This window comes from Diaphorobacter aerolatus (assembly GCF_014489535.1).
GTDB classification, from domain to species: Bacteria; Pseudomonadota; Gammaproteobacteria; order Burkholderiales; family Burkholderiaceae_C; genus Diaphorobacter_A; species Diaphorobacter_A aerolatus.
The window spans coordinates 4,841,903-4,859,078 of the sequence record NZ_CP060783.1 but is presented as its reverse complement, the minus strand read 5'-3'; the positions used below and the strand labels follow the sequence as shown (position 1 = coordinate 4,859,078).

Genomic DNA, 17,176 nt, shown 5'->3' with positions numbered 1-17,176 from the left:
GGCCACCAAGATCTGGGTCTTCTGCTCCACGAAGGAGCGAGGGATCAACGTCGGCCACAGCGAGATCACGGGGCGCGGCTTGATCGGAGTGCCAAACGACGTGCCGCCCGGCCCATGATCCACAGGTGCGAACCCGCTCGCCTGACCTTGTCGGCTTCCTCCATGGTCCTGGTGCGAACGGCGCAGCGCAGGCCGATCTCCGGCAACTCATTGGCGAGCGCAGGATCGGGGAGCGGAGCCGCCGGTCCGTGGAGTGTGTTCAAACCGACAAAGTCGAAGTGGATCTGCTCCGCTGCCAGCCCCATTCGCTCAAAGCGCTCGAGCATGGTCTGCTTGGCCTTCATCGCCCGGTCATACGCGTTGGGCCAAGGGAAGAAGGCTAGGCTCTCGCCGATCCACCCATCCTGATAGCCCACCACCAGCTTCCACAGGTCCGGAGCTGGCTCACCCCGAATGCCCTCGATACGCACCCGGTCGTTCCCTGTCAGCGACAAGCGCAACGAGGTGAAGTCGGCGATCGCGTCGGGCATCAGGTAGCGGCGTGGGTCTCCGATCTCGTAGACCAGATGTTCCTTGATCGTGAACAGGTCGACACGCCCGCCGCTTCCCTCGACCTTGGTGACCTCGGCACTGCCGTCTGCGGCGAATTCAATGATGGGAAATCCCACGCGCCCCATGTGGGGCATCTCGGTGAAACGCGACGACATCCCGCCTGTGCAGGCCGAGGCGCACTCCACGATGTGGCCCAAGGTCACAGCGGCCGCGAAGCGGTCCACGTGCTCCGCATCGCGCGTCCAGCCAAACTCATGTGCGAGGGCCCCCACGTAGACCGCGTTGTCCGACACACGGCCGGCAACCACGACGTCCGCGCCGCCGTCCAGCCCTTCGACGATCCCAGCGCTGTCCGTGTACACATTGGCGGAGACGACACGATCGCGAATGGCAGCAAAGTCGGCATCTCCGGTGTCCATGTTGACCAGCGGCACGCCCTGCGCCAAGAGGGTGTCCAGCTTGCCAAGCAGGTCGTCGCCTTCGACCAGCGCGATGCGCGTGCCCTGCAACCCTGCCTTGCGCGCGCCTTCGGCCATTCGCTCCGCCGCGGAGCGCGGGTTGACGCCACCGCCGTTGGAGATCAGACGTGTACCACGCTCTCGGGCCAGCGCCAGCATGGCGTTGGTGTAGCTCACCGCGTCGGGCACATAGCCCGCGTTGGGGCTCTTTAGCTTCTGTCGCTGCAGCAACGACATCGTCAGCTCCGCAAGGAAATCGAAACACAGGTAGTCCAGGTTCCCGTCCCGCAGCAACTCGATGGCCGGGTCCATGGCATCGCCCCAGAACCCTGATCCAGCGCCCATGCGCACCACTTTCTTCATGCGAACTCCTGTCTGTGTTGGTTCAATCTAATTTCATTTTGCTGTTCTTAATTTCATTATTATGCAAATCGGCAGTGGCCGTCAACTACGATCGAAGGCAGCAAGAGCGCCCTTGTGCTGTCTTTGCGCGTAACTTCGGAGATAGATCTGATCGACTCGCTACGCCTACGACGCCAGGTTGCGCAGTTGAAGGCAGCGGTTACCCGTCATACACAGTCGACCGATGCAGCGATCAAGCCAACGGCCCGCAGGGCAACCCCGATAAGATCCTCCTGTGCGAGGCGACTACCGGTGACTCCATCGTGATCGAGCTGCAGAAGGGCAGTTCGCAGTTGACCGTGCGCTGGCCGTCCTCGCGCGCGGATGCCTGTGGCGCCTGGCTGCGCGATCTGGCCAATGCGCTGAAGTGATCCGCATCGACGCGCTGTGGTTGTGCAGCGAGCCGCAGGACATGCGCAGCGGCACCGAGCGGCTGCTGGCGACGGTCGTGACGACGCTCGGCCGGGCCGAGGCACACCACGGATATCTGTTCGCAAACTCGCGGGCCACGCGCGTGAAGCTGCTGGTGCACGACGGCTTCGGCGTCTGGTGCGCAGCGCGTCGGCTCAATGCCGGCCGGTTCCACTGGACCACGGGAACCTCGGGATCGCTGCAGCTCAGCCGCGCGCAGTTCGAAGCCCTGGTCGTCGGGCTGCCCTGGCAGCGCCTGCACGAGCAGAGCATCATCACCCGCGTGTGATCGAGATCTGAGATCGTCGCGCGAGTCGAGAGCGAATACGCCGATGGCGACACGCGGCGCGATCAGGCACCATTGGCGTCATGTTCGTGGGCTCGAGCGACGTGGATCTCAAAGGACTTCCCGCCGAAGCGGCGGCGCTGTTCGCGCAGATGCAGCAGCGCCTGCAGCAGCAGGAGCGGGCGCTGGCCGAGCGCGACTGCCAGATCGGCGAGCAGCGCCAGCTGCTGCAGCGCAAGGATCGAGAGCTCGTGCTGCGTCAGGCTCGGCTGGAGAAGATCGAGTTTGAACTCGCGCGACTGAAGCGCTGGAAGTTCGGCGCGCGCAGCGAGGCGATGAACGAACAGCAGCGCCGGCTGTTCGAGGAGACCCTGGCCGAGGACGAGGCCAGCCTGCAGGCCCAGCTCGATCGGCTGCACGCCGATGCGGCTGCGGCCGCTGGCCAGTCGCCCAAGGCGCCTGCACGTCGTCCCCGCCGCGAGGCGCTTCCCGCGCATCTGCGCCGCGTCGAACATCGCTACGAGCCCGAGAACACCCAGTACCCCACGCCCGGCTGCGGCCAGGCGATGACGCGCATCGGCGAGGACGTGAGCGAACGGCTGGACATCGTTCCGGCCGAGTTCTTCGTGCACCGCCACGTCTACGGCAAGTGGGCGTGCCGCTGCTGCCAGAACCTGAAGCAGGAGCCAGCCGTCCCCGAGATCATCGACGGCGGCATCGCCTCCAGCGGATTGTTGGCCTACACGTTGATCAGCCGCTTCGCAGACCATCTGCCGTACTACCGCCAGGAAGGCATCAATGCCCGCAGCGGCGTTCACACGCCGCGCTCGACGCTCGCCTCCTGGGCAGGACAGGCCGGCGCGGCATTGCAGCCGCTGTACGACGCGCACAAGCGCTTCGTACTAGGTTGCAAAGTGCTGCACGCCGACGAGACGCCGGTGGCGCTGCTCGATCCTGGGGCGGGCAAAACCCGCAGGGCCTATGTCTGGGCGTATGCGAGAAGCCGCCACGATGCGCAGCCGGGCGTGATCTATGACTTCTGCGCCGGCCGTGGGGCGCAGTACCCCACGGCGTTCTTGGGCGAGGACGAGGCGCTGGACCTTCGACCTTGGAGCGGAACGCTGCTGACCGATCGCTATGGCGTCTACGACACAGTGCTGGATGCCAGGGTTCATCCGGACCGCATCGCCGCGGGCTGCGCGGCGCACGCCCGGCGCAAGTTCGATGAACTCGCGAAAGCGGGAACGAGCGCCGTCGCACTGGAGGCGATCCGACGCTTCGCGCGGATCTACCAGGTGGAGGCAGGACTGGTCGAACTCGATGACCAGCAGCGCCAGCTTCAGCGACAACTGCAAACCAGACCGCTATGGGAGAAGCTCGGAGAATGGCTGCAACTGGAGCGGCGCCTGGTTGCCGATGGAGGAGCTACCGCAGGCGCCATCGACTACACGTTGAACCACTGGGCGGCGCTGACGAGATACCTTGACGACGGCGCCCTCGCGCTGGACAACAATCACCTGGAGCAGCAGATCAAGCCCTGGGCGATGGGTCGCAAAGCCTGGATGTTCGTGGGCAGCGAACTCGCCGGCCAGCGCGCTGCCGTGGTCATGAGCCTGGTGCAATCGGCCAAGCTCAATGGACTGGAGCCACTCGGGTTCCTGCGTGACGTGCTGCAGCGCTTGCCCACGCAACTGCATCGAGACATCGAACAACTGCTGCCGCATCGCTGGCAACCGCAGTAGCGGCTTGCTCGGCGCCGGTCAAGATGGGAACGGCCGGACGCTCACTGACGATCTGGTGAAGCGAACCTTCTGGCTTCTTCATGGACATCAACCTTCCGAGTCCGAGTTCGACGAACTAAAGGCATCAGTCGCTGAACTAAGCCCCGAGGCAGGTGCACGCTGGCTGCAGCCGGAATCAACCCTAAGAGTTCTGAGTCGAATGCGTCCAAAAGTGGAAGCGCTGCGTGAGATCGAGCGGCAGCGCGAGGCCATCCGCTCGGCGCGCGATAAGGAGGTCGTCGAATGAATGCGCCGATCCGACTCTACCACCCTGGATAGGATCCCAGCATTCGCCAGCGATAGCCGACACTAGCGATCTGAACGCGCTTTTGAAGTTCCGCCACGAATGGCGAGAGTCTGTCGCACTGACTAACCAGAGTTGGGCACTTCATGAGCCAGAATGCCCGCTCGCGCACCGCGAACATGTTCATAAGGCGCGTGGCGTGGTTTGGCATTTCGACTTCGATCGATCTACAGAGTTCGGTCACCGTGTACTCATGGAACCCCCGCTACTCCCCAACTCTCGCTCAAGTCGAGTGATCAGGTCATCATACGGTTCAACGGAAGGCAGGCCGAGCAAGGCGCGGAGCTCGACGTGGGTTTCATAGTGGACACGGATTTGCTCTCTCAGGCTCTCATCCGCCTCCATGTGGAAGTCGCGACCCTGGGAGATCTCTAGGAAAATTGCGGATGCTTCCAATCCCAGGAGAAATCTCTCTGCAAGAGCGGCTAGACGCGGCAACGCGCGCTCCCAGCGAAACGCTGCATCAAATGCCTCCGCTGCATCCCACCGACCAAGCCTAAGTTCCCGGCTCAGTTCGATGCTGAGCGTCTTCTGATCCTGAAACTCGCCAAACCGCCGCCTCAATTCGGCACCAACAGCCCGAAAGTAGATTGCCCCTTCAACCAAGTCGGCTTGAAAGAGAAAAACGGGAATCTCGAGGCCGAGCCAATAGTTTGCGGTACTGCTTTTGATAGCGCTGGAACGCGAGGAGCCCACCATGCTCCATTCGATGCTATCTGTAGATTTCAGCTGGTACTTGAAGAACAAGCCGGTGTACCGGTTGTTGACCCGGATCTCAGCCTCGCCGTCGATGCCGACATCACGTTCGGTGATAGGGCGAATCTGCCAGGACGTCGGAGCCAGTTGCTCGAGGAGCCGCTTACTCCGTTCCTCTTTGTCTTGAGTCTCTGAGTGCTGGGGGTAGGCGCGTTCATCACTCATTGCATGCCCTTCCGCTCTTTGATCATCCGGGCCAGCGCCCTGATGAATGGTTGAGCCGCACACATCGCGACGCTCTCACGCTTGTCCCAGGCGCTCTGGATACCAATCAGCCGATAGTCATAGACAGAACCTTGAGGCGGTTGCCGCGTACCGAAGATGGGCCCTCCGCTCATCCCCCCAATATCGAACTGTCGTTCCCATTCCGCGACGGACGCGAAGTCGACCTTCGCAAATAGGCGCGGGTGCTTGGTCAGCAACAAGCCGGCAGGTCTCTCAGGAAGGTGCATCACGCGCACCGTGACATGGCCTTTTAGTGAAGGCCCTTCATGGTTCAAGGTTGCGAACTGGGTTGGCAGGCCGACCAGAGTCCAGAACGAGAACTCCTCCAAATCCTCAGCGTCCCACTGCTCCTTCCTGACCGGAACGATGCCGCTCTTTTCGAGCGCGCGCGATGCCATTGGATCCAAAAGGTACGCCCCATAGTCCAGTCCATCTTCGTGGAAGAAGAGGATGTCCCTTTCGAGATTCACGTCCACTGGATACGCCGGGAACCCGTGATCGGTGACCATCGAATCGTCGATGGCCCAGTCCGACAGGATCGAACCGTGGGTGACTGCTTGTCTCAACTCTGCGAAAACATGCCCGGCTGTAATGGCGAGCAGGACGCCCTCCACACCGACCACAAAAGCGCTGAAGTTGTAGCGCTTCGGATTTCCGCCATTGGATGCCTTGGCGGGTTCACCGGAATCCACACAAGTCAGGTTGATGTAGTGCCGATGAAGCCTTCTCAAGTCGTCATGGTTCAGAATGAGTTCGTCCGTCACCGCGCTCTCCTTTCAAGGCCGATGTGCTGAGTCACTGTCCACGTGGCCAGGCCCCAGATATTCCAGCGACAACTTGCCGAGCTCGTTGGTTGAGTTCGCGACGATCAAACCTTTGGAGCTGGGTGTCCAACTGAGTGCCCCGACCACCCGGAAGTCGGCCGTGAACACGACCCGCTCCTTCCCCGGTCCGCCGCCAAGGCGCAAGGGCGTGCCAGGTGGCATCGGGACGCCATGCCACGCGATGCCACTCGTGTATTCGGTTGCGGCCCACCCTTGCGCGGCTTGCGTGCCTCCGGGCCCATGAAAGTCGAGCCACAACGCGCGTGATTCCGGCGTCGGCCAGGTGGGTGCCGCGGACAGAGCCTGTATTTCGTCCGAGGCAAGCCAAGCCATCAGGCCACGGATCGAATCGAAGTTCGCCCCAGTGGATGTGACAGCCTGGATGGCCGCCAGCCGAGATCCGAACCCCGCCTGAATCAGTACTGCAGCGGCAACCACCAGCGTTCCCGTCTCCAGTGCGGCAACGGCGTGCGCACGTGGGTAGTCGGATAGCTTGACCTCGTCCGAGAACAGATCTTCGTGCGCCTCGGCACGCACCCGAACTGCCTCCATCGCCCAAGGCAGGTTGTAGACAAAAGCCTGCTCGATGAACTGGACGGATTCGTCGCTGTCCCCAGATAAAGCCTCTGACACCGGTTCCCCGAGAAGCCAGCGTCTGAGCAAGGGCTTCCAGCCGACAATCAGCCTCTCTGGCCGGAACGGCGAGATGTCGAACGCAATCTCGGCGAAGGCCGTGATCGCTGCGACGGCCTCTTCCTGATCACCAGCGCCGATGTGGACGTTGGCCGCCAGCAGAAGGCGCTCCAATTCCGACGCTCGCTCGTCGAGCGCCTTTCCAGCGGCCAACCCCACGCCGGCTAGGAAGTACCCCCGCCGCTGCGTGGGGGTGCTGTTGCGCCAGATGTACTTGGCGCGGGAATGCAATCCCGCCGGAAGTATTTTTCGAACATCTTCGTTGTAGCGAGCGAGGCGTCGCTCGAACAGCGAAGCCTCCAAGATCTCGTCGAGCTTGGCCTCGACCTCGGCATCGAGTACGAAGGTCTCTCCGAGCAAGCTGAAGATCGCGGTGTCCAGGCTCGCCAGGTGTTGATCCCATCGTTGCCGTGCAGTGTCAGCGTCCTCACCGGTCTCCGAGGCGATCGCCGGAAACTCCCACGCGGCCTGCCCGGCGACGTATTCGATCAACTGGTCAACATCGCGGGAGCCCAACTTCTTGATCATCCGGCTGACCAACGCCGCGATCAGCCTGAGCAAACCACTTTCCATCTCCCGACCACCATGGTTCGAGACCAGATCCTGCCAATCGCTTCGCCGCTGCCTATGGTTGTCGAACATTGGATACAGCACCAGGCCTTCAACATCGATGTAGGCACGCCCGGCCCGGCCGACGACATTGCGGAATTCCGAGGCATCGAGGAGATCGCGGCCACGTCTTACCCCCCGAAAGACCAGCGAGGTCGCAGCCAGGTTGAGCCCCTGCGCCAAGGTCGGCGAAGACACCGTGACGCGAAGCACGCCCTCGCGCAACAACCGCTCAACCTCCTTGCGGTACGGCGTGGGCAAGGCGCCATGGTGGACCGCCACGCCCAGCTTCAAGCACTCAAGAATGTCGTGGTCGGGTCCGAACCATTCCGCGCCTACGGCCAATGCCGTCGCCAGCACGGAAACTGGATGCGCCAGGACGGAAGCTATGTGGCCGCGCTTGTGCATCTCGATGATGCTTGCGGCCAAGGGCAGCACCGAGCGACGCATCGGGCAGAAGACGAGGACGGTCTGGCCCTCTTCCACCAAGCGCCAGGCGGTTGCGATGCACAGTTCCCCCTGGTCGGACGGGAACAGTTTTCTGGCACGGCCACGGGTCGGCTTTTTCGCGACCACGAATTTCGGGATGAAGGGCTTTTCGTCACCGACGCTCACGCTGAGCTGGGCATGCTGGCCCTTCCATTCGACCTCGCCGAAGCGCAATCGGGTCGGACGCCAGTCGTCCTTGATCAGCCCCTCTGGCTGGTCCCGAGTCAACCAGGCTGCGAAGTCCTCCAACTGGGATCCGTCGGGCAAGATCGCCGAGAGACACACGATGCGCCGCCCGGCCGCGTCGGAACGCCGCAGCAAGCGCTGAATCTGTGCCTCGTAGCGCACCTCGCGCTCTCCCAGGCCGATCATGTGGCCTTCGTCAAGCACCACCAGACCTACATCGTCCAACAACGTCGGATCGCTGCGCAGCGCGAAATCGAGCTTCTCGGGTGTGGCAACGACGATATCGGTCGAACGCAAGGCATCGACGTCCGCGCCGCTGGCACCGATGCTTCCGTAAAGACTCGAGACGGACTTGCCCAACGGGGAGAAGGTGCGCCGCAGGCCCACTTCGGTCTGCGCGGACAGCGCCCGAAGCGGGGTGACGAAGACGATGCGCTTGCCACGCGCCAGGCAGGCCAGGATGCACAGCTCCGCGATACGCGTCTTACCGGCGCTGGTGGGCAGTGACAGCACCAGGTTTGTTCCGGCATCCAACACACGCTGTGCCGCCTGGAGCTGTGAAGGCCAGAGCTCGACCTCCGACTTGCTCCTACGGTAGAGCGAGGCAATGAAGAGCTTGCGCAGCCGAGCCCAGTCGCCGACCTCTGCGCCGGGTGGCCCGGACAGCGGCAGGATCTTGTGGAAGCTGGTCTCCCAAAGACCGCCTAGCAAATGTATCGCCAGGCGGTGACACCACCAGGCGGGCACGAGTTCAAGTTCTCCGGCGACCTCGAGGCCATGCTGCAGGCGCTCGCGCGCGACGGGCAACAAGGCCTCGTCGCCGCGCTCCAGGGCCAGCATCGCGACGGCCAGAGCGGCCATGAAGTTGTCCTCCAGGGCGACCAGCACGGCGCGAATCCGCCCGTCGGGAGACCCCGCGCCATCCGTGTCGTCGCCATCGCCCACTGTGTCCGGCCTGCCCAGCGCGGCAACGACCGCGCCCTCGCTCCCTTGACCCGAGGCGAACCATGCGCCGACATCCCCGGCCAGGCCGTCGAGATCGCGGAGCATCAGCTTCGCCAGCCCCTTCTCCATCGCCGAGAGGTTTGCCTCGGCCAACCCCTTGTACAGCAGCGAATAGGCCCGTGCCGAGAATCGACCGAGGTGATAGGCCGCCGCAGCGACGAGGCGATGGAAGTCGCGCTCAACGCTGGGTGTCCCCCGCGCAACCACAGCTTCGAGCGCCTCAGCCGCCACCTCGAAGGCCTTGCGGGCCGTCTCAGCGTCGCCGCCCATGTCGATGTAGCGCAGACCGTGCTGCAACAGCGAATAGCCGTAGGCCAGCAGGTCGTCCGACAGCTCAGCGCCGAAGTTCGGCGCGTCCTGCGGCAGAGTGCCGTCGCGCCAGATCATCGCGCGCGCCTGGCCGCGGGCGAGCAACCGGGCTCGGTACCCCGGCACTACGGCCGCATCGATGTTGGCTTTCAGTTCCTCGAGCGTCGCGGCCATTATTTGCCTCCCTTGCCTATGGCCGCGAAGACCGCCTTGATGAAGTCCTGGTGTCCATCGACACGCAGGCCGACGTAGTGCTGCGGTACCAGCCCGACATAGGACTGCAGGTTGGCTTTCAGAAGCTTCAACGGATCGTTGCCCGAGAACGTGAACAGCATGTGCGAGACCTGGGAGGCGCGGATGCCGTCCTTGAGCAGGGCCTTGTCCAACGCATCGCCGAGCACCGTGTCGCCGATTTCGTTCGAACGGTCGGCGACGAACGCGAGCGCGTGCGGCGACGGCAACCCGTTGTTGGCGCAGAGCGCTGTCCTGGCTTCTTCGATGACGGCCGTCTTCATGCCAGCCCGGCTCTTAACCTCTGCCTTGAGGATCTTCAGCCCGCTGCCCTTCGGATCCAAGTTGAAGGCCAGCACGTCTTCACCGCGCATCGACATGTTGCGATGGTCCTTCCAGCGCAAGCGCCTGATGCCGAGATTGAAGGGCGTAGCCTCATACACATAGGCGTTGCACAGGATCTCGCCCAGGTCGCCAGAGCGGATGGATGCCTGCGTGGGGAGCTTCTGCTCGACATGGGCGGCGGCACCCGGCTTGCCCAGCTTTTTCAGGAGATCCGCGACGCGCTTCGGATCTGTGTAGTAGCCCGGGATGGCCTTCGCGATCGCACCAATCGCTTGTGCCTGTTTGCCATCAGCGATACCCAGCCCGTGTAACCTGTGCTTCTGAACGGACTCCTCTGTTTGGACGCACCACTTCGCGAACTCCATCCTCTCCTCCACAGTTCTTTGTGAACAGCCGAATCGGGAACATCCCTCTCCTGCATGATTCGATGGCCTGACTACGGCGTCTCCTTGCCCGGCACGATGTCGACCCCAATTCGATCAGCCAGATTCAGCAGTTGTCCATAGGCCTGCTCGTCTTTCAGCAGGCTGCGCGATTCGCCCACCTGCTGCAGCGAGCGCTTCTAGATTCGGTCGCCGAACAGCATTACCGCGCGAGCCGAATCGTCTTGGCGTGAAATCCAGGACAGCCCCTGGATGTCTGGATGCTGGGCGTGGATCGCCTCGGCCCAGCGGCGCGTCGCCGGGTACTGACTCTTCTCGGTATCGATGAGTTGCTTGCGCTGGACACCCAGCTTGCGCAACGCAACGCTGCTGAGGTCGGCGAGCTTCAGCTCGCGCTCGACCTTGACTTCGGAGTGCAATTGCCCCTCCAACTTGCGCTTATCGTAGTGCTTGAAGCCGGGCGCATGCGAGACGTCGTGGAACACGGACTCCATGGCAGCCGCCTCGAAGGTGACAGCGGCATAGAGTGTCGGGATGAGATCGCCCTTGGCGTTGCGGATTGGGCTGAAGCGCGCATTGCCCTTGAGACCCGGATTGAACTGGTCGGCCTTGTACAGATCCTGATGCACACGGTGCAGCGCCTGGTCGGCTGGCAACGTCCACGGAGTGACATGAAGCTTGGCGGGTGGCACGGGAGTCGCCGTGCCGTCGCCGCCTGCAGGAGGTGACGAGCTGACGACCGGCGGGGTCTTGCGCGTTTTAGGCATGCGCAACGCTTTCCATCTCGTCGTTGGCGGCGGCAATAACCTCCTCCGGCCTGGTTGCCAGCACGTCCTGCGGGCGTCGGCCGCCTAGGAAGCTGTTGGCCGAGAGGAACCAGTAGGCCAGCCCCCAGCCGTCCTTCTCGTCGCCAAAGACATCCAAGACGGACTTTAGAGCCTTGCGTGGCCTCCAGTCGGCTTCCGGTTCGAGACCATATCCAGGGAAATAGTCGACGCCGTTGTGGTGGATCGCGAAGATCCGGCGCTCGCGCTTCCATTTGTTGGGCTGCGTACTCGGATTGGTCGCGCTTAGGCCGGCTAGCTCGGCCACCTTGGCAGCGGTCAGCCAGTCAGCGCCTTCCAGCACGGCCGTGCGCGAACGCGCCAGCATCGCCGCTTCCCTGAGCATGGCCGGCGTGGGCGGTGCCTTGGGCACCACTGCGCTGATCAGCGCCTTGAGAGTCTGCTCGTTCTGCTCGTGCAGCACCGTTTCGATGAAGGGGATGACGCTGGCCAGCATCTGGGCCAGCAGGCTCGCGTGTTTGGCATCGGCCCGCGCCACGGGCAGGACGATCACCTGCTCGGCCTTGAACTTGTCGAGACGGCTGCGCACCTCGCTCGGGGTGCCAACCAAGGTAGCGAATGCTGCGGGGTCACGGATGGCAGTCATGGTCTGCTCCTGAGGAAGATTATCTAGATTATCATAAATTTTCATATTTTGTGTAATCCCATGACTGCATAGAGCATGCTGCCCTCTGGGGTGAGGGCACCAGGTCGGTGGCGAAGAAGCCGAGACAAGTCAATGCGCCAGCGGTGCCGCCAGTGCTCCAATAGCAACACCAACGCCACCGGCATTCGCCCATCGATCCGGATGCTTGTCGGATGGTTTCGCATGGCCGGTGCCGCCGACCATCGGACCATCGATCCTGTTGTGGTGGGCTCCAGCATCGTCATGGCCCTGCAGACCATTGTTTCGCGCAACGTGGACCCGCTCCAAATGGGCATCGTCACGGTGGGCGCGTTCTGCGCTGGAAAAGCGAACAACGTGATTCCGGAGACAGCAGTGCTGGAGATCAGCGTCCGCTCCCACTCGCCCGAGGTTCGCATTCTGCTGGAGCGCAGGCTGCGCGCCGTGGTAGCTGGACAGGTGGAGAGCTACGGCGCACAGGCGTCGATCGAATTGACCGCGGGATACCCCGTGCTGGTCAACAGCGATTCCGAGACCGAATTCGCTCGCGATATTGCGTACCAGATCGTAGGCAAGGACAGGGTCGTCGATCAGGGGCCTCTCATGCTCGGCAGCGAGGACTTCGCCTACATGCTGCAGGAAGTGCCTGGCTGCTACTTCTTCGTTGGGAACGGAGCGGGAGACGCGATGGGAGCGTGCGCCGTCCACAACCCGAAATATGACTTCAACGACACCCTCATCGGTGTGGGAGCCAGCTACTGGGTGCCTTGACGAACCAGTTTCTCGTGCCCTGAGCTTCGCGGCAATCGACCGAATCTGTGTAGCGCCCCGCACGTACACATGTGGCGCGCGCTGTGTTGCACAGACCTTCATCCCATTTGCGCTTGTTGACACCCGGAGACAACCATGAATCCCCTCTCAATGCTCACCGCCCTCGCAGTATTTGCCGCCGCCGGATTGGGTAGCGCCAACGCGAGCGAGCCCTACCCCTCTCGGCCGATCACTATCGTGGTTCCATATCCCGCCGGCGGCAGTGACATCCAGGTTCGCAAGATCCAAACGGCACTGTCCGAGTCACTTGGCCAGCCCGTCATCGTTGAAAACAAGCCGGGCGCATCGGGTGCAATCGCTGCCGTGAGCGTCGCGCGCGCGAAGCCGGACGGGTACCCCCTCCTGCACGCAAACAACGGCCTGCTCATCACTCCCATCGTGAACAAGCGCGCTGGCTATAACCTGCTCAAGGACTTCAAGCCAGTCAGCACCTTGACGACATCTCCCATGGTTCTTTTGGTGAAGTCAGACTTCCCCGCAAAGAACCTCGCTGACTTCCTGCACTATGCCCGCGAACAACCCAACGGACTGCGCTACGCCTCTTCAGGTACGGCTTCGCTCACTCGTATCGAAACCGCGCGGCTTGGCGACGCCGCGCGAATCAAGCTTCAGCACATTCCCTACAAAGGTCAATCGAATGGTGCGCTCGCGCTGCGTACCGGCGAAGTCGACATCCTGCTGACGCCCCCTTCCGCCGACATGCTGAGCCTGGTGGAACAAGGAACATTGAGGGCTTTGGGTATCGCGAGCGCCAGCCCTGGCCACCCCATCGCTCCCAGCATTCCTACCATTCAGTCTGCCGTTCCCGGCTACGTCTCCGAGGCCTGGTTCGGCCTGCTGGCTCCCGCTGGCACGCCAGATGAAGTGATCGCCAAGCTGAATTCCGCACTGCGAAAGGTAATGACGGATCCACAGGTTCGCAGTGGGATGCTTATCAGCGGGGTGGTCGCCCAAACCTCCACACCTGGCGAATTCCAGGCACTCATGAGCAGAGACGCGGCCCAGCTAAGCGAGGCCGTCGCCAAATACCGGATCGATACAGAGTAGAGGAAACTCGGCCCGCCTCCGCCTGATCGGGGCTCTCTGCGGCAAACCTGCAGCCAGCCTGAGCCCTCCGGCGTTATCAGTTCACGTCGCGCAAGAAATTCGCAATCGCCGCGTTTACCGTGTCCCGCTGATCACGATGAGGGGAGTGACCACAGTCAGCGATTTCCAGCAGCAGAGCGGCAGGCACAGCGCTCTGAACATCGCGAATCTGGGCCAGCGTGCCGTATCGATCCTGCTCACCTTGAATGCACAACAAGGGCGCTGTGATGGCGCCGAGTTCCTTGCGAATATCGAAGGCTCGGAAGGCAGGAGAAAGCCACACGTCGTTCCATTGCCAGAAGGCACTGTCCACGTCGTCATGATGACGTGCCAGGCGCTCGCGCAGCGAGCCGTGTTCGTATTCGTGTCGCGCTTCCTCGATGCCGCTGACCGAAATGTCTTCCACCATCACATGCGGTGCCAGTGCCACGCAGGCTGACACAGGGTGGTGTGCGGCATGGATGAGTGCAATGGTCCCGCCATCGGAGTGGCCCACCAGCACCGGTTGCCTGATACCTATGCGCTCAAGTAGAGCAGGCAGCACCTGCAACGCTTCTCGATGCATGTAGTCGGGCCCAAGGCGCCCTGCGCCACGCACGTCCGGCACGGGGCTGGAGCCACCGTAGCCGCGCCGCGAATACACCACGCCTTCCCGCCCAGTCGCCGCACAAAGGCTGGCCGGCCAATCGCCCCACTGAGCGATGGAACCCAATCCCTCGTGCAAGAAGAGCAATGGCTCGCGCCGATCGTTCGGACCAGGTGCGCCAATGCGCGCCACCTCCAACAAGACACCGTTGATATCGACCAAGTTCATGCGCAACATACTAAATGGAAATATTTCCACTCGGCGCCAAGTTCATCATCAGCTTGGTCAACGGCGTTGATCCAGCCACCACTGGACCCGGCATCCAACCATGTTTGGCCCCCTGCTCCCGCCGACGCTCACGTCTCGCGGAGCCTCGCGTGATTGCCATTCGCCATCGGCAATCAGCAACTTTGTCCGGCGTTTCCGGATGCCAACTGTTCTGGGCGGCTTCCCACCTCCCTCTTGCTCGGGCAGACTGAGAATTGCTTCGGGGCTGCAGCACCTGCTCGCCGCCTCTCCCGTCCCGAATGATTCGGGCGTTGCGGTCGTTACCCGCCTGACGCAATAGCGTCGCCCTGTCAAAAGGCCGCCCACGGCGGCCGTGCTTCAACCGGCGTTGCCGGTTTCCATCTTGGCGCCGCTCGGCGCACACCCCCAATCCCGCGGCTTGACCGCACCACGTCGTACAGGTCCGTCTTTGGACTTGGGCGGCACATCCCATTCCCGAAGGGCCATTCATGACCTCCATCACCGACACCCTGTGCGCGATCGAACGCCGCGCTGAGCGCGCCATCGTTCAGGAACTGCGCCTGATGATCCAGGAGATTCTCGCGATGCGAACCCAGCTCACGCTGGATGAGCGCGCCCATGCCGATGCACTGCTGCTCAAGCTCAGCCATCTGGAGAGCTGCCAGCAGGTGGAGGTCGCTGCACCGCATCCCATCGCCGATTCGGCCCCGGCTGCTGCGCCCCTTCTTCCGCCGCTTCGGTTCGACATGATCGAAGCACTTCAACCCAGCGGCTACCTCGTGTACTTCTATGGCCACGAACTCGGCGACCTGGAACGGGTCGAGCTGACAGAGTCGCTGCCCGCCGCCGCCCAACTGATCCGCCAGCAGCTGGTAGGCCAGTCGTCCCGGGTTCGCCGGGTGACGCACGATCCCAGGACAGGTCACCTGTCCTTCCTGGCAGGTGACGACACGGTTCTGGCCTGTGTCCAGCCTTGCGAGCCCAGCGTGCCCAACGTCGAAGTCGCAGTCTGCGAGGCCTGCGCTGCTTTGGCTCGCGGGGAGGTGGAGGCATTTCACCGCCTGTTCGTGGCAACGGACCCTCACCAGGTCGGCCAGGAACTGCTGGCCGCCTGAAGCCAAGGATTCGCCCCGACGCCACAGCGTCGGGACGCCGACTGACCAACCTGCGGGGTTCGCCCCACGGGGGTGGGCTCCCCCAATCACCGGAGAACCCACCATGAACGTGACTCTGAATCCCGAGCAGAGGCTCTACGTCATCCCCTGTGGTGACGGGTACACCTGCCTAGGCTTCGACAACGCGCGCGACCATGCCGGCCTGATCGCAGCCAGGCTGGAGCAGCCTGCGCTAGCCTTTAAACCGGGCGAGTATGGCGCGATAGCCGGCTATGAAAAGTACCGGGCGGCCATCCGCGCCTGGGGCAGTTCGGCACTGAACCAGCAGACCTACTTCGAGCCGGGTACCGACCCCAAGGCCGCCCGCGTCCTGGAGAAATGCCGGCGCGACGGCTCCCGAGTGCGCCTGATCCAGGGCGACACCGCAACCGGCCGAAGCTGGCTGGACGAGCACGACGTCGTCGGCAGGATCGGGCGCTCCACTGGCACCCTCAAGGTCCCGCTGCTGATCGAGCCCGGCGCCGACGGCGGCACGGCCATCCTGACCGGCTGCCTGCTGCGGCTCATCGACTGGGAGTCCGGCGTGGATCTCTACCGGCATCCGGCCTACTGCACGCCCGACCTCTCGATCCGCCGCGACACCGAGAAGCTCGACCTGCCCTGGCAGGTACTGCGCGACGGCGAAGTCCAAGCCTGCTTTTCCGACATCGGCAAAGCGGGAGCTTATCTGGCCTTCATGTGCGGAGAAACCGTGGAGCCGCGCGTTTTTCAGTGAAAGCCGGAGCTCCATCGCTGCCCATAGAGAGCCTGCTCCCGGTTCCTCATAGACGTGACCTGCCGGCGCCATAGGCGCCGACGCAAGCCAACAGCGCCACCAAGACCGGTGACGCCATCACCAGCCCGTCCTCCATGGACGGGATTTTCACAACCCCGAGGGGCACCAGCGCCCCAAAGGGCGTGCGTCCACCTCATTGACCTGTGAGGAAACCCATCACGGCGCTGCTGTCGCAAAGCCCTATCGACGGGAATGCGGCCATCGAAGCCTGGGGTTGAAGCAGCCCGTGGCCGCGTAGCGGCCCAGTCGTTCTGGAGCCGGCCCTTGCCACTGCACGGGCCAGCTCCTGGACGATCTCAAGGCCGTTCGCCGAGCCTTTTCCTGACGGCGCCCGGCCGTCTTCATTCATCCCTTCCACCCGTTGGGGCCATGCGCCCCATCGGGTGCCGTGGCCCCTTCTTTCTTCTCGAAGGAAATCACCATGGCACTCGCAGTTCTCGTGCTTCCATCGCAAGCCCGATTCGCCTCCGGACAGATCGTCATGACCACCGGCGTCGACACGCTGATCGACGAAGGGCGGCTCGACCCCGCGCCGTACCTGTACCGCCACCTCTGCGGCGACTGGGGCGACCTTGACGCCGGCGACCGGCGCCTGAACGACGCCGCACTGCACTCCGGTAACGACCGGCTGTTCTCGTCCTACCAGGTGGCGCCCGATCTGAAGCTCTGGATCATCACCGAGTGGGATCGGAGCGTGACCACGTTGCTGTTGCCCGGCGAGTATTGAACGGCACGGGCCGATTGGCTCCAGGCGGCTTGCCACCGCCAATCGGCCC

The 17,176-nt window shown here is 63.1% G+C and carries 16 protein-coding genes; 8 read left to right on the top strand and 8 right to left on the bottom strand.

From position 1 onward, the window contains the following. Window positions 1–65: 65 nt before the first annotated feature. The gene (locus tag H9K75_RS22755; RefSeq protein WP_226858400.1) at window positions 66–1,373 is read right to left on the bottom strand and encodes an acyclic terpene utilization AtuA family protein; all 1,308 of its coding nucleotides are present in this window, start codon (window positions 1,371–1,373) and stop codon (window positions 66–68) included. 406 nt (window positions 1,374–1,779) lie between these two features. On the opposite strand from H9K75_RS22755, the gene tnpB reads away from it, so the two are divergent. The 3 genes from tnpB to H9K75_RS22740 all read left to right on the top strand — a co-directional run bounded on the left by tnpB (window position 1,780) and on the right by H9K75_RS22740 (window position 4,137). Beyond that, window positions 1,780–2,112 (top strand): IS66 family insertion sequence element accessory protein TnpB, encoded by a 333-nt coding sequence (gene tnpB, locus H9K75_RS22750; protein WP_187724240.1) that lies wholly within the window; start codon window positions 1,780–1,782, stop codon window positions 2,110–2,112. A gap of 149 nt (window positions 2,113–2,261) precedes the next feature. Then, window positions 2,262–3,851, top strand: coding sequence for an IS66 family transposase (gene tnpC / locus H9K75_RS22745; RefSeq protein WP_449757736.1), 1,590 nt, complete (start codon window positions 2,262–2,264; stop codon window positions 3,849–3,851). 4 nt (window positions 3,852–3,855) lie between these two features. Then, window positions 3,856–4,137: a hypothetical protein gene (locus tag H9K75_RS22740; protein WP_187724238.1), complete on the top strand. Its 282-nt coding sequence runs from the start codon at window positions 3,856–3,858 to the stop codon at window positions 4,135–4,137. Between the two features lie 237 nt (window positions 4,138–4,374). Here the strand turns inward: H9K75_RS22740 and H9K75_RS22735 are convergent, their stop codons facing one another. From H9K75_RS22735 to H9K75_RS22710, 6 genes are all read right to left on the bottom strand, one after another. Further along, window positions 4,375–5,115: a DUF4365 domain-containing protein gene (locus H9K75_RS22735; RefSeq protein ID WP_187724237.1), complete on the bottom strand. Its 741-nt coding sequence runs from the start codon at window positions 5,113–5,115 to the stop codon at window positions 4,375–4,377. Continuing rightward, window positions 5,112–5,939, bottom strand: a complete 828-nt coding sequence (locus H9K75_RS22730; protein ID WP_187724236.1) for a hypothetical protein — start codon at window positions 5,937–5,939, stop codon at window positions 5,112–5,114. The genes H9K75_RS22735 and H9K75_RS22730 overlap by 4 nt, the downstream gene beginning before the upstream one ends. 12 nt (window positions 5,940–5,951) lie before the next feature. After that, complete coding sequence (locus H9K75_RS22725; protein WP_187724235.1) at window positions 5,952–9,464, bottom strand: DEAD/DEAH box helicase; 3,513 nt, start codon at window positions 9,462–9,464, stop codon at window positions 5,952–5,954. Continuing rightward, the gene (locus H9K75_RS22720; RefSeq protein ID WP_187724234.1) at window positions 9,464–10,231 is read right to left on the bottom strand and encodes a Hachiman antiphage defense system protein HamA; all 768 of its coding nucleotides are present in this window, start codon (window positions 10,229–10,231) and stop codon (window positions 9,464–9,466) included. The genes H9K75_RS22725 and H9K75_RS22720 overlap by 1 nt, the downstream gene beginning before the upstream one ends. A 197-nt stretch (window positions 10,232–10,428) precedes the next feature. Then, window positions 10,429–11,016 (bottom strand): RES family NAD+ phosphorylase, encoded by a 588-nt coding sequence (locus H9K75_RS22715; protein ID WP_226858399.1) that lies wholly within the window; start codon window positions 11,014–11,016, stop codon window positions 10,429–10,431. Next, window positions 11,009–11,680, bottom strand: coding sequence for a hypothetical protein (locus H9K75_RS22710; protein ID WP_187724233.1), 672 nt, complete (start codon window positions 11,678–11,680; stop codon window positions 11,009–11,011). The genes H9K75_RS22715 and H9K75_RS22710 overlap by 8 nt, the downstream gene beginning before the upstream one ends. A 132-nt stretch (window positions 11,681–11,812) precedes the next feature. On the opposite strand from H9K75_RS22710, the gene H9K75_RS22705 reads away from it, so the two are divergent. Together H9K75_RS22705 and H9K75_RS22700 are read left to right on the top strand one after the other, a co-directional pair. Then, window positions 11,813–12,469 (top strand): M20/M25/M40 family metallo-hydrolase, encoded by a 657-nt coding sequence (locus tag H9K75_RS22705; RefSeq protein ID WP_226858398.1) that lies wholly within the window; start codon window positions 11,813–11,815, stop codon window positions 12,467–12,469. Between the two features lie 135 nt (window positions 12,470–12,604). Further along, on the top strand, window positions 12,605–13,576 hold the full coding sequence (locus H9K75_RS22700) for a Bug family tripartite tricarboxylate transporter substrate binding protein (RefSeq protein ID WP_187724231.1): 972 nt from the start codon (window positions 12,605–12,607) through the stop codon (window positions 13,574–13,576). 76 nt (window positions 13,577–13,652) lie between these two features. Here H9K75_RS22700 and H9K75_RS22695 read toward each other — a convergent pair whose 3' ends face one another. Further along, a complete protein-coding gene (locus H9K75_RS22695) occupies window positions 13,653–14,429 on the bottom strand; it encodes an alpha/beta fold hydrolase (protein WP_187724230.1) in 777 nt (258 codons plus the stop codon). 509 nt (window positions 14,430–14,938) lie between these two features. Between H9K75_RS22695 and H9K75_RS22690 the strand changes: the two genes are divergently transcribed. The 3 genes from H9K75_RS22690 (at window position 14,939) to H9K75_RS22680 (ending at window position 17,127) form a co-directional block, all read left to right on the top strand. Next, window positions 14,939–15,565: a hypothetical protein gene (locus H9K75_RS22690; RefSeq protein ID WP_187724229.1), complete on the top strand. Its 627-nt coding sequence runs from the start codon at window positions 14,939–14,941 to the stop codon at window positions 15,563–15,565. A gap of 103 nt (window positions 15,566–15,668) precedes the next feature. After that, window positions 15,669–16,340, top strand: coding sequence for a hypothetical protein (locus H9K75_RS22685; protein WP_187724228.1), 672 nt, complete (start codon window positions 15,669–15,671; stop codon window positions 16,338–16,340). A 481-nt stretch (window positions 16,341–16,821) separates the two neighbouring features. Beyond that, window positions 16,822–17,127: a hypothetical protein gene (locus H9K75_RS22680; protein WP_187724227.1), complete on the top strand. Its 306-nt coding sequence runs from the start codon at window positions 16,822–16,824 to the stop codon at window positions 17,125–17,127. Window positions 17,128–17,176: the final 49 nt, after the last annotated feature.

Excerpts from the sequence above, each read along its gene's own strand:
- H9K75_RS22755 (WP_226858400.1), bottom strand. The coding sequence starts at position 1,373 with ATGAAGAAAGTGGTGCGCATGGGCGCTGGATCAGGGTTCTGGGGCGAT.
- tnpC (WP_449757736.1), top strand. The coding sequence starts at position 2,262 with ATGCAGCAGCGCCTGCAGCAGCAGGAGCGGGCGCTGGCCGAGCGCGAC.
- H9K75_RS22735 (WP_187724237.1), bottom strand. The coding sequence starts at position 5,115 with ATGAGTGATGAACGCGCCTACCCCCAGCACTCAGAGACTCAAGACAAA.
- H9K75_RS22725 (WP_187724235.1), bottom strand. The coding sequence starts at position 9,464 with ATGGCCGCGACGCTCGAGGAACTGAAAGCCAACATCGATGCGGCCGTA.
- H9K75_RS22720 (WP_187724234.1), bottom strand. The coding sequence starts at position 10,231 with ATGGAGTTCGCGAAGTGGTGCGTCCAAACAGAGGAGTCCGTTCAGAAG.
- H9K75_RS22715 (WP_226858399.1), bottom strand. The coding sequence starts at position 11,016 with ATGCCTAAAACGCGCAAGACCCCGCCGGTCGTCAGCTCGTCACCTCCT.
- H9K75_RS22710 (WP_187724233.1), bottom strand. The coding sequence starts at position 11,680 with ATGACTGCCATCCGTGACCCCGCAGCATTCGCTACCTTGGTTGGCACC.
- H9K75_RS22705 (WP_226858398.1), top strand. The coding sequence starts at position 11,813 with ATGCGCCAGCGGTGCCGCCAGTGCTCCAATAGCAACACCAACGCCACC.
- H9K75_RS22700 (WP_187724231.1), top strand. The coding sequence starts at position 12,605 with ATGAATCCCCTCTCAATGCTCACCGCCCTCGCAGTATTTGCCGCCGCC.
- H9K75_RS22695 (WP_187724230.1), bottom strand. The coding sequence starts at position 14,429 with ATGAACTTGGTCGATATCAACGGTGTCTTGTTGGAGGTGGCGCGCATT.
- H9K75_RS22690 (WP_187724229.1), top strand. The coding sequence starts at position 14,939 with ATGACCTCCATCACCGACACCCTGTGCGCGATCGAACGCCGCGCTGAG.
- H9K75_RS22685 (WP_187724228.1), top strand. The coding sequence starts at position 15,669 with ATGAACGTGACTCTGAATCCCGAGCAGAGGCTCTACGTCATCCCCTGT.
- H9K75_RS22680 (WP_187724227.1), top strand. The coding sequence starts at position 16,822 with ATGGCACTCGCAGTTCTCGTGCTTCCATCGCAAGCCCGATTCGCCTCC.